Consider the following 15,979-nt stretch of genomic DNA (forward strand, 5'->3'; position numbering starts at 1 on the left):
ATATTTTAAACATATACTATAATTCTAAGATATATAATAAAATTATTACTTAAATCTTATGTTAATCTTATTAATACTTACTATATTTTTGAATATAAAATCATAAAAGATTAAATATAATATTTACTAGGTAAGCTTTAAGTTTAGTAGGAAATTTATCACTTCTTATTAAACTCAAAATATATAAAAGGAGGGCTTTATGCTATCTAATTTAATTATAAAAATTTTTATAAAGGATACTAATGTTTCTAATGAAAAAACTAGAACTAAATATGGCTTTTTAGCTGGTATAATTGGAATAATAGTTAATCTTTTGCTGTTTTTCGTAAAACTTTTTGTAGGTCTAATCGTTGGAAGTATTGCTGTTACAGCAGATGCTTTTAATAATTTATCTGACGCTGCTTCTTCTTTAATAACCATATTAGGCTTCAAATTATCTACCATGCCTCCAGATAAGGAACATCCCTTTGGTCATGGAAGACTTGAATATATTTCTGCACTGATAGTTTCTTTTATGGTTATAATAGTTGGACTTCAATTTACTAAATCCTCCATAGAGAGAATTTTAAATCCAACTGCTGTAACTTTTGAACTTATTCCTTTTATACTAATCCTTATATCTATAGTCTTTAAAATATGGCTTTCTAGATTTAATAGTGTTATAGGAAATAAAATAGATTCATCGGCCTTAAAGGCAGCTTCCTTTGATGCTTTAGGTGATGTTATAACTTCTAGCTGTGTTGCAATATCATTAATATCTTCAAAGTTTACAACCTTCCCTATAGATGGTTATATAGGAGTAATTGTTTCTCTTATGATTCTTTACTCTGGATACACCTTAGTTAAAGATACTTTGAATCCCCTTCTTGGAGAAGCTCCTGACCCTGTTCTTGTTAAAAACATAAAAGATGAGGTTCTAAGCTATGAACATATAATAGGGGTTCATGATTTAATAATTCATAACTATGGGCCTGGTAGGATTATGGCTTCAATCCACGCTGAAGTACCCTCTAATCTTTCTATAATAACTATCCATGAAGTAATTGATAAGGCTGAAAAAGAAGTCTCTAAAAAACTTAAATTATATCTTGTTATACACATGGATCCTATAAATGTAGACGACAAAGAAGTTATAGAAACTGAAAATCAGCTTCTTAGAATATTAAATCAGCATACTCTTATAAAATCTATGCATGACTTTAGAGTTGTTGGAAAAGGTGAGAAAAAGAATCTAATCTTCGATGTGGTAGTTGACTCAAATAGGAAGAAAAGAACCATGAGTGATAGAGAACTTATAGAAGAAATAACCTCCATGGTAAAGGAAATATATCCAAACTATAATTGCATAATAACTATAGATGAGGATTACCTACATTAAAAGGCATAAAAGTTTAACTTTTATGCCTTTTCTTATATATTTCAGTAATAAATGATTTAAACTAAATTTAGTTATAGAGTTTTAATATAATCAATTAACTTATCCATTAAAAATACCATTGACTTGTCTTGATTTAGCCAGATGGATAAATTAACTTTAAAGTTAAAACCCTATATCATTATTTATAAAATAATTTTACTTATATACTACATTAATTTTAAGTATATTATTTTTTAAAATAATTACTCTCTAAAATCTTATTTCCAATAGAAATAGAATTTTTCATATGCTCTTCCTCTTTTTTAGAAGATGGGGTTCCAACTATTTCCCCATAATTAAGTACGGTGAAGTTTTTCTTAGACTTTACAAGAACTTTTCCCATAGCAGTATTTTGGAACTTTTCTTCTGGTATTCCCATAACATATGCAACAGTAGGCATCATATCAACCTGACCACCTATTATATCACGAGTTTCTCCATTAAGTTCTGGATTATATATTATAAACGGAACTTTTAAATCTTTTTCCTTCCATCTATCCTCCATACCATTTATGTTATTTAACTTATCTTGATAAAACTTGTGAACTCCAGTATGATCTCCATATATAACAAGGACTGTGTCCTTTAACATATCTCTTTCCTTAAGCATATTAATAAGATTTCCTATTTGCCTATCCACATAATTTATACTTTGAAAATAAGATCCCATTATGCTTTCATCAAATTCTTTAGGTAAATTTAATAGTCTTTCCTTCTTTGGTACATCAAAAGGTCCATGACTAGTTAAGGTAACTGCATGTAAGAAAAATGGACTTTTTTCCTTATCTAATTTTTCCATAACTTGTCTATAAAATGATCCATCAGAAAGCCCTGGTCCTATTTCTTCATCTATAACATAATCATTTATATCCCAAGACTTTTTAAAGCCAAAGGATCTATGATTAGGTCTCCAATTCCAATTATATGCCTTTTCTGGGTGAGTAGATATAGTATTATAACCCATGTCATTTAGCATACTCGGAAGAGAATTATAAGTATTATTAGGATACCTATATACTGTACTTCCTTCTCTTACTGGAATAACAGATGTTACAGATAGAAGATCTCCATCAGAACTTGTTCCGTTATTAACCTGCTCATATATATTATTAAAATACAAACTGTTATTTAATATTTTATTTATGTTAGGAGTAATTTCTTCTCCAAAGGCCTTATCTCCTATAACAAAATTCTCCAAAGACTCTATTTGGAGGAATATAAGATTTTTCCCCTTTAACTTTCCTTTAAGTTCATTATCCTCTACATCTTCCTTTTTATCCTTAAACCATTGGTCTATATTATCCTTTTCTTCACTTGTAAGATTCTTTGTTTTATTATCTGCGAATTGAAGATAAATGTCATATATATGATATCCTGCTGGGGACATATTAGACATAGTTTGAAACTGTGCCCAACATACCTTAAAGAATAACATACTTCCTTTAGTAACATCCTTAACATCTATAAGATAATGCTCTAAATATATAGCTCCTGTAGATAAAGAAAATATCATAACAAAAGCTAATATATTCTTTTTTATATTTTTAAAGGTTCCCTTATAAACATGACTTCTTTTAATAAAGTACACTATTCCTAAAATTATATCTAAAAAGAATAATATATCAATAAAATGTAAATAGCTTAAAAGAGCTTTATTAGATGGATTAAATGATGCTGGAACCATAACTTGGCTAAAGGTTAAAAATCCACCATAGGCTCTAAAGTAAATTAAATCTCCTATAAGAAGTAAGGAAAATAACAAATTAATACTTATGTAATAAGCTATCCTTCCCCTACCATAAAATAAAAATCCAAAACTCATAATTATTACTATAAATAATATGTGAGAAAGGGTTGGAGGTGGGGAAAAATACATTCTTGAAATATTTAATGTAGCTGAATCCTTGCCATGAAGTAATGCAAGAAATAATAAGGATTTTAGCCATATAAATATTCCAAATAAGAAAAATAACTTATCTAGTTTTTTAAACCATTGTTTAAATTTAAAATTTCTCATAAACAACCTTCCTTCATTGATTTTCACTATGAAATTATAACATATTTTTATTATCATATATAACAAACCCACTAATATTAAGAAAACTTTAATCTTTAATTATAATCTTGTAATAAGTCAATAATAATTTTACCTGAAGCCTTACATTTATCTGATGGATAGAAGCTGTAACACCCCCATCCTCTAAAAGGTGTGGAATAACACAGTTGCCACAACCCTAGATGAGCTTATCTAACCTTCAGATGGTGGAAATAACATCATCTGAAGGAAGATTCCTTCTATACTTTATGTTCTACAAAAATATTTTTCTTACTCTAAAGAGCACCGTAAGTATAACTGGTATATATGGAAGAAATATTAGTAACTTATAATAAATGTAAAACATATTATATATTGAGTAAGTAGAAAGGAGATATAGCATGAATGATATAAAACATTTTTTCCTTGGAGGAAACACTTCTATTGGATTTTACTCTCACTTTAGATATATACTTGAACTTAAAACAGCCAAAAGAATTATATGTTTAAAAGGTGGTCCTGGTACTGGTAAATCTACTTTAATGAAAACCATAGGAAATCATTTCTCAGAAAAAGGGTATGAAGTTGAGTTTCATCACTGCTCTTCTGATAATAATTCTATAGATGGTGTGGTAATAAAAGAACTTAAGGTTGCTATATTAGATGCCACTGCTCCTCATACAATGGATCCAGTATATCCTGGAGCTATAGATGAGGTTATAAATTTAGGAGATTGTTGGAGAGAAGAGGGTTTTTCTAAAGTTAAAAATGATATAATAGACACCTGTACCTCAATTAGTTCTAAATTTAAAAGATCATATAGATTTTTAGGAGCTGCAAGAAATATTCATGAAGATTGGACAAATTATAACTTAAATTATAAAAATAAAGATAAAATAAATTTAATAAAAGAAAACTTGAAAAATGAAATTTTTAACAATATAAGTATTCAAGGAAGTGGAAGTGAACGCCATTTGTTCCTAACAGCATTTACGCCAAATGGTATAGTTTCTTTTAAAGAGGATCATAGAAAGTCTTATGAAAAATCTTATGTACTAAAGGGAGCTCCTGGTACTGGTAAGACTGAAGTTTTAAAATTCTTAGGAGATGAAGCACTTAAAAGAGGGTTATATGTAGAATACTATCATGATCCATTTATCCCTGAAAGAATTGAGAACATAGCTATTCCTACTCTTTCTTTAGCCATATTCTCAAGTAATGAAATAAACTCAATGTCCACTGAAAGTTCCACTAAAATTAATATGGATGCTCTACTCTCCCCTTATAGTAAAGAAGATAAGGAAGAAATAGATTTTGATAAAAATCAATTTTATTTCCTAATAGGTAAGGCACTATCTTCTATAAGAGAAGCTAAAACCCTTCATGATAAATTAGAGACCTACTATGTTCCTAATATAGACTTTCATAAGGTTCAAATCATTACAGATAATTTAATAAAAAAAATAGAAAACTATGCTTAAGTAAACAGAATCTAAATCTGAGATAAGCGTTCTTGAACCATTAATTTACTATAAAAATAATAATTTATATAATAAAAAGCAGTAGCTATTTTTGGTATTACAAATATCTACTGCCCTAGGAGTGAAGGAATTTTCACTCCTATTTATTTTAAACTATATAATTTTGTTCTTGCTTTTAAACTTTTTATTATTTAATAATCACCATAGAATAGTTTATGTCATATATATTAACTTATAATATTTTCCTCTCTTATTTCATAGATGAAAATTCATACCCCTCTGATTTTAAATAAGCGATAACCTCTGGAAGAGCTTCTAAGCTATTCTTTCTGTGTCCAGCGTCATGCATAAGTATAACTAAGTTATCCTTATCCTTACTTGTTTTCTTTAGGTATTGTAAAAGTTCACCTTTACTTTTATTTTTCTTCCCCTCTTCATCCCCTGTTAGTGCATTCCAATCAACACTATACATATCTATTTCCTTAAGTTTTTCCATAAGTTTATCTATATTTTTGTCCTTATTATGTCTTCTTGTCATCTCTCCGTTAGGCATTCTTATAAGCCTAGTTTTAAATTCACTTCCTACTGCCTCTTTGATTAAATTGTTAGTTTCATTTACTTCGTTCATGAAGGCATCAATATTGGTGTTCTCCTTAGGATAAAGTTTATAATAGTCATGAGAATAGCTATGGTTTCCTATAGAGTGCCCTTCTTCTAATATTCTTTTTATAATTTCTTTAGAGACTTCTTGTTCCTTAATCTTTTTTCCACATAGGAAAAAAGTGGCCTTTATATTATTTTCCTTAAGCACATCTAATACTTTAGGAGTTATATTAGTAGAAGGTCCATCATCAAAGGTTAAAAAAGCTATCTTCTCCCCATGATTTTTATATCTTCTATGAATTATATCTTGAACTATAGATACGTCCATCCCCTCATTTGAAAACTTCTTTTCTTCTTCTTTCATTTCTTCTTTAATAATGGTTTCTTTATGATTTTCAGAGAAACTATTATGAGTCTTAACGTTGTCCTCCTTATGTTTATTACAAGAGGATAATGTTATAATATTAATGCTTATAATTATGATTCCTAATAATATACCTAATATCTTTTTCATAATTTCTTCCTTTCCAGTTATATAATTTTTATGTTTCCAATTAATTATTATATAACTATAAAAAGTAAATATATATACTTCTTTTATATTTTAAGATAAAAATAAGAAACATAATAACCATATATTTTATTATGCTTCATTGCCTTTTTTATTGTTTCCTTTAACTTTTTATTTATTCCCTATGTTACTGAGAAAATCTATATAATTAATCATATAACCCCTTATTAAAACATCCATATACACTACATTTAAAACTATTATTGCTAATAATGACATAAAAAAAAGACAAGTATATAAAACTTGTCCTCTTTTAAAATTAAGCATATCACTTATATATTTCATTACTTTAAATAAAAATTTTCATCATATTTCTTTGCCTTTTCTTTATTCAATTCTTCATCATAAATTTTAGATTCAATATATCTACCATTTACTCCTTCTAAATAGCCTTTCTTTAATTCCATTGCCATAAATGCAGGGAAATTAGCACCCCAGGCTGTTGTTATTCCAAACTCCTTCGCTTCAACAAAACCAAATCTTGGATAATAGGTAGGATGTCCAAAAAATAACATGGCACCATACCCCAGTTCTTTTGCACATTCAATAGAATACTTCATAAGTGCACTACCTATTCCTTGCTTTTGATATTCTGGTAACACACTTAATGGTCCAAAATTAATCACCTCTTTTTTTTCATTATTACATTGTAAAATATATGCTCTGCTATATATTACATGACCAACAATTTTACCATCTATTTCTGCCACAAAATCAAGTTCTTTTATTCCATCTATTTTACGTAAGCAATGAACCATATAATGCTCTATACATCCAACTCCAAGCTTTTCAACTCTTTCCTTTCTCCAAAATGCCTCCCTTGTTAATTCTTCTACTTCCCTATAATCTTTATCTTTTTCAAGTCTTATTTTAATACTATTCAATACATTCACCCCTAATATCTCTAACTTTTATTCTCATCTTAATTCATGTATTAACTTCACTCCATGTATTATTTACCATATAACCCTCTAATTGTATTATACATATTTTATGGCTAAAGAATCTACATAATAGTTTTAATTTTACCCTTCAAACTATTAATATATTTTTCTTCTGCAATAAAATCATATTAGTATAAAAGTAAAGACTTTATTACTATGTAAACTTACACGGTAATAAAGTCTTTGTTTCAAATATATTATTCTATTTAAAATTCATCTTATAATAGTATAGTCTATGAAGAGCTCTAGTACACATTACGTATTTAACTAAATCCTCACCTTTACTCTCTTCCTCATCTACTATTATAACTCCATCAAATTCAAGGCCTTTAGCAAAGTAGCTAGGTATTAAAACATTTCCTCCCCTATATATAATATCCTCGTTATCTAAAACCTTTATATTAATTTTCTCTTTAAGAATAGGGGCTATTTTATTTATTTGATCCTTATTTCTACATATAACTGCTAGGCTTTCTAATCCCTCTTCTTCCATATCCTCTAAGGTATTTTTTATATTCACCACTAAATCATCAATAGAGTTCACTTCTTCTTCATAAACCTTATCTCCATTTCTAACTAGTGGAACTATATTATCTCCTGTTATAAACTTATTAGCATATTCCATAATCTCCTTAGTGGATCTATAACTCTTATTTAAGGAAAACATCTTAATACTATCCTTAGGAAATACTTTATTAAGGTTCATCATAGGAGATTCTATATCTTTCTTTATTAGTCTCTGATTTACGTCTCCAACTATGGTAAATGAACTACAGCCTGTTAAATTCTTTATAACCATAAACTGAAGTATAGAATAATCCTGAGCCTCATCTATAACTACATGCTTTAGTTCTTCCTTAACCTTTAACCCTTGAAGATTAATCTTAAGGTATAATATAGCTCCTAAATCATCATTTAATAAAATTTTATTATTATTAAATCTATTATATATAAGCTCTACTTTTTCTCCGTCTAAATATCTTAAAGAATCTTTAGCATTTAAAACTTCCCTTAAAAGATTTCTTATTTCTATTTTTCTTCTAAAGTTTATATTATTTTCTTCTATAACTAATTTATCCTTTGGCATTTCTTCTTTTATTTTTTTGTATTTAGCTTCTATTTCCCTAAATATATCATCTCTTCTATATCTTATTTTATTAAAAAGTATCCTCTTTATCTTAGCACTTCTTCTAAATAGAGGCATATTCTTAAAGTCCTTATTAAACATTGATAAGATTTCTTCTTTATCCACTAGAACTTTATTATTAAATAAAAGAGACTCCACTTTAAAATAGTTCTTATTTAAATCATCTATTAATCTATCTAAATCAGTTAAAAAGCTTTCTGACCCTTTATATTTTATCTCTTTTAAAAACTCCTCATCACCCTTTAATACCTGCTCTATTTCATAAGTAAAAGGAAGTATTTCCTTATCATCCTCTATAAATTGCATAGCAAATTCCCTAAATGTCCTTTGCTTAACGCTATTTCCTTCTCCAAGGGATGGTAAAACACTAGCTATATACTCCATAAATATAGAGTTAGGTCCTAATATAAGAGTTTTATCCTCTAATTGATTTCTATAATTATATAAAAGATACGCTATTCTATGAAGGGCTATAGTAGTTTTACCACTTCCAGCTACCCCGTTTACCACAGTTATAGAAAGTCTTTCATTTCTTATTATCTCATCCTGCTCCTTTTGTATTGTCATAACAATATCTTTAAGCTTATCACTAGAATTAGAGCTTAAAACCATTTGAAGTATTTCATCTTTTACATCCACATCTGAGTCAAAAAATCCTTGAAGGTCACCCTTCTTTATTATATATTGTCTTCTCCCTTGAAGGTCTACTTCTATTTTTCCGCCAGGAGCGCTATAATAATGTTCTCCTAGGGTCCCTGCATAAAATAATGATGCAACTGGAGCTCTCCAATCTATTATTAAAGGCTCATCATAACCTTCTGGAGTTACTCCAAATCTACCTATATAGTATTTCTCTACATCTTTAAACTCTTTATCTTCAAAAGTTATTCTACCAAAGTATGGTGAATATTTTAATGTATTAAGTTCTTTTAACTTTCTATCTATGGTCTTAAAGGATTCTTCCTGAACATATCTTTCATGATCAAAGTATTCAATAACTTGATCTTCATCATCTTTATAATCCTCAATAAACTTTTTTCTATAATTTAGAATCTCATTTACCAAGGTTTTTCTTTTACTAATTCCTTTTAAAATTTCTTCATTTATTATATTAATAGTTTCTTTTAACTTAAATTGCTCCCACTGTAGGTCATACTCACTACTATTTGCATCTAAAAATTTATCTTTATCCATATACCTACCTACCTTTCTATAATGGTAATTTATATTATATCATTTTTATTTAATAAATCTAAAACCCAAACATTCATTATAATAGATATTCTATAAAAATCCTATGCTTTAATTAAATTTTATAATTCTTATAGTGCACTTCCTTATTTGCACTTTGAACCATTTTTTGTTATAATATACATATAGTAAATGTACATTATTTAATTATAACTTATTTTTATATGATTTATTTAAAATTAAAACTATAAGTACTTCTTTAAAACTATAAATATAATTGTCTTACATATATAATAAAAAAGCTAGCATTCTAAAAGAACGCTAGCTTTTTTCTATTCTACAATATTATTTTCTTCATTTTCTATTTTTTCTGAAGCCACTTCCTCTTCCACAAAATCTGGTCTTCTTTTTCTTATGATATCCATAAACTCTTCACCCATTAAGGTTTCATTCTCTATTAACCTTTCTGATATTTCAATTAATAGATCCTTATTCTCATTTAAAATGTCTATGGCTCTTTCATGGCAAGTTCTTATAATGCTTAAAGTTTCCATATCTACAGCTGTTCCTGTTTTTTCACTACAGTTCATAACAGGTCTTCCATCTAAATACTTATTTCTTACTGATTCTAAAGCCATCATATCAAACTTCTCACTCATACCATATACGGTTACCATGCTTCTAGCACTTTGAGTAGCTCTTTCTATATCATTAGATGCTCCTGTAGATATCTGATTAAATTCTACTTCCTCTGCGGCTCTTCCTCCAAGCATTACTACTATTTGATCTAACATTTCTTCCTTAGATACAAGATATTTCTCCTCTGTTGGAAGTTGCATAGTATATCCTAAAGCTCCCATTGTTCTCGGTACAATGGTTATCTTATGTACTGGATCTGCATTTTTAAGTAAGGCTGCTGTTAGTGCATGACCTACCTCATGGAAGGCTACTATTCTCTTTTCTTTAGAAGACATAATTCTATCCTTCTTCTCTTTACCTGCAATTACAACTTCAACTGCTTCCTCTAAGTCTTCTTGTATTACAAATTTCCTCTTATTCTTTACAGCTCTTAATGCTCCCTCATTTACCATATTAGCAAGATCTGCTCCTACTGCACCTGGGGTTGATTTAGCTATGGAGTTTAAATCTACATCCTCTGAAAGCTTAACTCCCTTAGCATGAACCTTAAGTATAGCTTCTCTTCCAATTAAATCTGGTCTATCAACTATTACACGTCTATCAAAACGACCTGGTCTAAGTAAAGCCTTATCAAGAATTTCTGGTCTATTAGTAGCTGCAAGTATTACAACTCCCTTCGAGGAATCAAACCCATCCATCTCAGATAAAAGCTGATTTAAGGTTTGCTCTCTTTCATCATTTCCCTGTAATGCTCCATCTCTACTTTTACCAATAGCATCAATTTCATCTATAAATATTATACAAGGAGCCTTTTCTTCTGCCTGTCTAAACAAATCACGAATTCTAGCTGCTCCCATACCAACAAACATTTCCACAAAGTCTGAACCTGACATAGAGAAAAATGGAACCTTAGCTTCTCCTGCCACAGCCTTTGCAAGGAGGGTTTTTCCTGTTCCTGGAGGTCCAACAAGAAGTGCTCCCTTAGGAAGTCTTGCCCCTATCTCGCTGTATTTTTGAGGATTATGAAGAAAATCTACAATCTCTACTAGAGATTCTTTAGCTTCCTCTTGTCCTGCTACATCTTTAAAGGTTTTTCCTGTTTCATTTTCTGCATATATTTTACCTACATTTTTGCCAAAGGACATTACTCCTCCGCCCATCTTCTTATCTAACTTACCAAATATAAGTCGTCCTAAGACCATAAATATAAGAATAGGTCCTACCCAATATAACAATAATCCCATAAATGGATCATTATTAGGTATTTCTGCATTAAAATCTACATTAGCTTTTCTAAGAATTTCTACTAAATTAGGATCTTTTACATTTCCTGTATAAAGATTCTTTCCTCCATAAACGCTATCATCTATTGGTTTTATAGAAAGTTTATCTCTTTGTATATCTACTGATTTAACCTTTTTTTGATCAAGTAAAGTTAGAAATTCATTGTAGGTTATTCTTTTAGTTGAATAATTAGTAACTCCATAATTTACTGTTAGTACTACGGCAATTACCCCAATTAAATAAAATATTCTGTATTTAAATTTATTATCTTTAAACATAATGTCTGTCTGCCTTCTGGCATTAGCTCCTTTCAAGTAAAACTATATAAACTATTATGTGAATTAAATAATAGCTTTATTGATTTTTTCTTTTGATGTATAGAACTACAAGGGACTTATTTCCCTTATAGTTCTATATTAAATTATTTTGCCATTTCGTATAATGCTCTTCCATATACCTTAGCATTAGCAATTAAATCTTCTACCTCTATATGCTCATCTGGTTTATGAATAACATCTGGCTTTCCTGGGAATATAGGGCCAAATGCTACTGTGTTTGGCATACTTTTAGCATAAGTTCCTCCTCCTATAGCTATAGGCTCCCCTTCATTTCCTGTTATTTCTTTATAGGCAATTTGAAGCTTCTTTATAAGTTCATGATCCTTTGAGAAATATAAAGGCTCATCTAAGTCTAGATCCTTAATTTCTGCCTTAACACTTCCTGCAGTAGCTTCTAATTTTTTTATTAATTCTTCATTATTAATAGTAACTGGATATCTTATATCTATTCTAAAGTCTGCCTTATCCTCACATAAATCTATTATACCAACATTTAAAGTTAATTTTCCTGATGGTTCATCTTCATAACCAACTCCAAAACTTTCCCCATTTACCTCTGTGCCTATAGTTTCTGACAAGAAGTTTAAAAGCTCTTTTAAATCTCCCTTAATATCTAAAGTATTTAAGAACATTATCATATGCATTATTGCATTTTTACCTAGCTGAGGAGTAGATCCATGAGCTGAAACTCCATAAGATTTTATTTTAACTCCATTATCACTAGACTCTAAGTCTATATTATAATGGCCTTCTTTATTAAACTCTTCTAATTTCACTTTAAAATATTCAATACTCTTACCAGTAACTAAAGCCTCACATAAACTAGGAACTATATTAGGTCTCTCTCCAGCCTTTATGCTCTTTATTATAATTTCTCCATCCTTTAGGGCAAAAGTTTTACTTAAGGTAAAGTGAAGAATTCCCTTTTCTGCGTATATTATTGGATATTCAGCATCAGGAGTAAATCCTAAAACAGGTGGCTTTTCCTTTTTTAAATAATAAGGAAGATCATTACTGCCTGTTTCCTCATTAGTTCCAAATATTATTCTTATTCTCTTTGATAAAGGAAGATTTAACTCCTTTATAGCCTTAAGACCATAAAGTGCTGCCATTATAGGTCCCTTATCATCAGTGGTTCCTCTACCATAGATTTTTCCATCATGTATTTCAGCTCCATAAGGATTATATGTCCATCCCTCTCCTTCTGGAACTACGTCTAAGTGACCAACAGCAGCTACGTACTCTTCTCCATCACCATACTCTGCATATCCTGCATAACCATCTATGTTTTTTGTTTTAAAACCTAAGTCCTCTGATATTTTAAGGGCACATAAAAGAGCATTGTTTACCTCTTCACCAAAAGGCATGCCTTCTTTTCCCTCTCCTTCAAGGCTTCTTATCTTTATTATTTCCTGGGTAGATTCTATTAACTGTTCTTTTAACTCATCAATTTTTTTGCTTATCATAAAGCTTACCTCCCCTATTTTAAAATTCCTAATCTATTAAAAGGATAAACTCTAACTCTCGCTTTACCCCTTATATCTTTTTCATCAATATATGGATTCTGCCAAGATCTTGCATCATTAGAATTTGCCCTATTGTCTCCTAAAAATAAATATTTTCCCTTTGGAATTGTGAAACTTCCTGTTTGATTACTAGGGTTCTTCACATAAGGTTCATTTAATTCCTCTCCATTTATAAAAACTTTCCCATCATTCTTTACTTCTACGTTCTCTCCTGGAAGCCCTATAACTCTTTTTATTAGTAATTCTTCCTTTACATTGTTCTTTTTGCCCTCTTCAAAGTCAAATACTAATATGTCTCCCCTTTTGATTTTGCTATAATTATATATTTTAGTTACAAATAAATGATCTCCCTCAGTTAATTCAGGATACATTGATTCTGATGGTATATAAACCTTAAATAACAAAAATTTATTTATTAAAAGTGAAATTATTACAGCAGCAACTATAGGTATTATCCAATCCTTAATTAAAGAAACTATAGCATTTTTATCAGAACTACTACTTAGATTACTCATCTTCCCACATACCTTCCATTAATCCATTAATATATTCTTCTCTACTTTTAGTAGACTCTTCATCTACCTTAAATCCATTAAGAGTTTTTGTAAGTACTTTTCCCTCTTTAACATTTCCTTCTATAATGGAAATATCTATGTTAACCATATCTCCATCGTCCTTTTCGCAAACTACTATATTTCTTTCTACTCTATCTATTATTAATTTTTCCATAAATAATTGCTTTAACTTTATACATTAAAGTAAAGTTAAATACCTCCTTCCATGTTATACATCCAATTTATAGTATATCATAATACTTTTTTCTTAACCACAAGTAGTAAATTTATAAATTCTCTTCAATTTAACCTTCTTTAAAAGTATATACATATAAAACATATAATAATAACTAAATTTAAATTTTTTATATATTCTATATTAATAATAAAATTATAACAAACAAATTTTGTATGAACATAGTTCATATTTTTTTTAATTATATGTACTTTATTGTTTTATATAAAAATAATGAGGCCTCTTAAACCCTTACTTACTCAATTCAGTATTGCTAAAGTATAATATACTAAATCATATTATACTTTCCATTATAATTGAATAAATAATTTATTTAAGATTCCTCATTAACAATAACTTAAAATATTTTTATTAAAACTATATTTTATCTTTACAAAACATCTTTTTTTATAAAACCTTTTTATATACTTGTCCTATCTTTGAGCTTCTGAATCTATTAGCATAAGATTATTATCTATAATAATATCAGATAATAATTTTGCATATGTCTTATTTCCTGCCTGATCTTGAACAGTACTATAACCTGCCTTTTCTAAAGCTTTAGCCTGATCTATGTAGTGACCAGTATTAAAAAGCCCTGCCTTCGTATATCTTTCATTATTTCTTAAAAAAGCACCATGATCTATAAAGGAATCTAATCTTGTCTCATAGTACCTAAACTCATCCTTTATTTCCTTATCATGAAATTCTTTTGTTTCCATTGTTACTTTCTTGCCCTTCCATGCTTTATCTGCCTTTATACCAAAATAATTATTAGCCTTTGAAGTTAAATTAGATTTTCCCCATCCTGTTTCAAGTATAACCTGAGCTATTGTAATAGATGGTAGAATATCATACTTTTTATATGTATTTATGGCATCTTCCTTTATGTCCTGTATAAAATTGATATGTTCATCTCCATTTACAGCAGAAGTCTTTTCTATTTGTCCTAAGAACTTCTTAGCCAAAGCCTTAGTCTTATCATCATAATTTAAATCACTCAATACATCATCAAAGGAATTTAAAGCCTCACTGCCTCCCTTTGTTTTTAAAAACTTCCCAGCAACTTTTTCTACATCAGCCTCAGATATCCCTTCTAAATCTCCATTCTTAGGGGCTGCCGTAACAGCTGCTACCTCTGTCCAACTGATTTGTTTATGCGGCTTACTTACATAATCTGTAATCCTAACAAATATTCCTTTATTAAGGTTTTTAACCCTAAGTTCTTCCTTTTTAGGCTTAAAGATGTTTATAGCTAAGCTTATAATACCAATAGCTATAGCCGCACTTATTAGCAAAAATGCTATTTTAAAAAAATTATTTTTCTTCTTAGTTACGTATGGTCTCATATACCCCTCCAAGTAATATAAATTTTATTTCCTTATGAATATAACATTAACACTGACTTATATAATTGAAAACTTTATGCTAATTAAACTAGTATATTAAAATATCAATTAATTTCTATTTGCTTTATGGATATATTATAACAGGTTCTCCTCTCTATGCAATTTAATTTTTAATAGTAAATTTAGTAAAGTTTATTAATATTAAAGCTTTAGTAAATAATCACAACTTTATTTAAAATAGCATATAAATATATTTTAAAAGGTAATAATCTGGTTCCTTGTCCCAAAGTTGTCTTTTGTTTTATGTTGCATTTATCCTTAAAATCATTTAACTTATTATTATAGTACTTTTTAAGTTACTCAATATTAAGTCATATAGAACTTGCACTTATTCAAACCAGTAAATTTGTAAAACCTACATTAGTAATCTTAAGCTTAATAAAGATATTGATTTAAATTTTTTTAAATAAAAAATATTTTATTCAAAAAAACTTTTATAATATGATTTTTTAATACTTATATCCTACCTAAAATATTATCTTAATTAAAATATATATTCTACCCATATGGTGAAACTCCAGAAAAATTTATAATTCTTTTATCTATCCTTAATATAAATTTCCTCTTATAATTCTTAAATTCGCTAGTAAAAGTTTAAATTTGTA

Annotated in this window: 11 protein-coding genes; 2 read left to right on the plus strand and 9 right to left on the minus strand. The window is 28.6% G+C overall.

Annotation, left to right across the window (positions count from 1 at the left end; translation table 11 throughout):
* The first annotated feature begins 199 nt into the window (after positions 1 to 199).
* The gene (locus BR69_RS0101965) at positions 200 to 1,378 is read left to right on the plus strand and encodes a cation diffusion facilitator family transporter (RefSeq protein ID WP_027631675.1); all 1,179 of its coding nucleotides are present in this window, start codon (positions 200 to 202) and stop codon (positions 1,376 to 1,378) included.
* Between the two features lie 226 nt (positions 1,379 to 1,604).
* Here the strand turns inward: BR69_RS0101965 and BR69_RS0101970 are convergent, their stop codons facing one another.
* Positions 1,605 to 3,434, minus strand: coding sequence for an LTA synthase family protein (locus tag BR69_RS0101970; RefSeq protein WP_034849074.1), 1,830 nt, complete (start codon positions 3,432 to 3,434; stop codon positions 1,605 to 1,607).
* A gap of 419 nt (positions 3,435 to 3,853) precedes the next feature.
* On the opposite strand from BR69_RS0101970, the gene BR69_RS0101975 reads away from it, so the two are divergent.
* Entirely contained in the window at positions 3,854 to 4,933 is a 1,080-nt protein-coding gene (locus BR69_RS0101975; protein WP_027631677.1) for a PRK06851 family protein, read from the plus strand.
* Between the two features lie 250 nt (positions 4,934 to 5,183).
* Here BR69_RS0101975 and BR69_RS0101980 read toward each other — a convergent pair whose 3' ends face one another.
* The 8 genes from BR69_RS0101980 to BR69_RS0102020 all read right to left on the minus strand — a co-directional run bounded on the left by BR69_RS0101980 (position 5,184) and on the right by BR69_RS0102020 (position 15,314).
* The gene (locus BR69_RS0101980) at positions 5,184 to 6,050 is read right to left on the minus strand and encodes a polysaccharide deacetylase family protein (RefSeq protein ID WP_051623446.1); all 867 of its coding nucleotides are present in this window, start codon (positions 6,048 to 6,050) and stop codon (positions 5,184 to 5,186) included.
* Positions 6,051 to 6,391: 341 nt separating this feature from the next.
* Complete coding sequence (locus BR69_RS0101990; RefSeq protein WP_207640746.1) at positions 6,392 to 6,991, minus strand: GNAT family N-acetyltransferase; 600 nt, start codon at positions 6,989 to 6,991, stop codon at positions 6,392 to 6,394.
* Between the two features lie 262 nt (positions 6,992 to 7,253).
* Positions 7,254 to 9,392, minus strand: a complete 2,139-nt coding sequence (locus BR69_RS0101995; RefSeq protein WP_027631680.1) for a HelD family protein — start codon at positions 9,390 to 9,392, stop codon at positions 7,254 to 7,256.
* Between the two features lie 329 nt (positions 9,393 to 9,721).
* On the minus strand, positions 9,722 to 11,590 hold the full coding sequence (gene ftsH, locus BR69_RS19695) for an ATP-dependent zinc metalloprotease FtsH (RefSeq protein ID WP_034849193.1): 1,869 nt from the start codon (positions 11,588 to 11,590) through the stop codon (positions 9,722 to 9,724).
* 143 nt (positions 11,591 to 11,733) lie between these two features.
* Positions 11,734 to 13,116, minus strand: a complete 1,383-nt coding sequence (gene pepV, locus BR69_RS0102005; protein ID WP_034849082.1) for a dipeptidase PepV — start codon at positions 13,114 to 13,116, stop codon at positions 11,734 to 11,736.
* A gap of 14 nt (positions 13,117 to 13,130) precedes the next feature.
* Complete coding sequence (lepB, locus tag BR69_RS0102010; RefSeq protein WP_034849084.1) at positions 13,131 to 13,691, minus strand: signal peptidase I; 561 nt, start codon at positions 13,689 to 13,691, stop codon at positions 13,131 to 13,133.
* On the minus strand, positions 13,684 to 13,905 hold the full coding sequence (locus BR69_RS0102015) for a DUF3006 domain-containing protein (RefSeq protein ID WP_027631683.1): 222 nt from the start codon (positions 13,903 to 13,905) through the stop codon (positions 13,684 to 13,686). The genes lepB and BR69_RS0102015 overlap by 8 nt, the downstream gene beginning before the upstream one ends.
* A gap of 494 nt (positions 13,906 to 14,399) precedes the next feature.
* Complete coding sequence (locus BR69_RS0102020) at positions 14,400 to 15,314, minus strand: glycoside hydrolase family 73 protein (RefSeq protein WP_034849087.1); 915 nt, start codon at positions 15,312 to 15,314, stop codon at positions 14,400 to 14,402.
* Between the last annotated feature and the right edge of the window lie 665 nt (positions 15,315 to 15,979).

The organism is Clostridium hydrogeniformans DSM 21757 (genome assembly GCF_000686705.1).
GTDB lineage: Bacteria > Bacillota > Clostridia > Clostridiales > Clostridiaceae > Clostridium_Z > Clostridium_Z hydrogeniformans.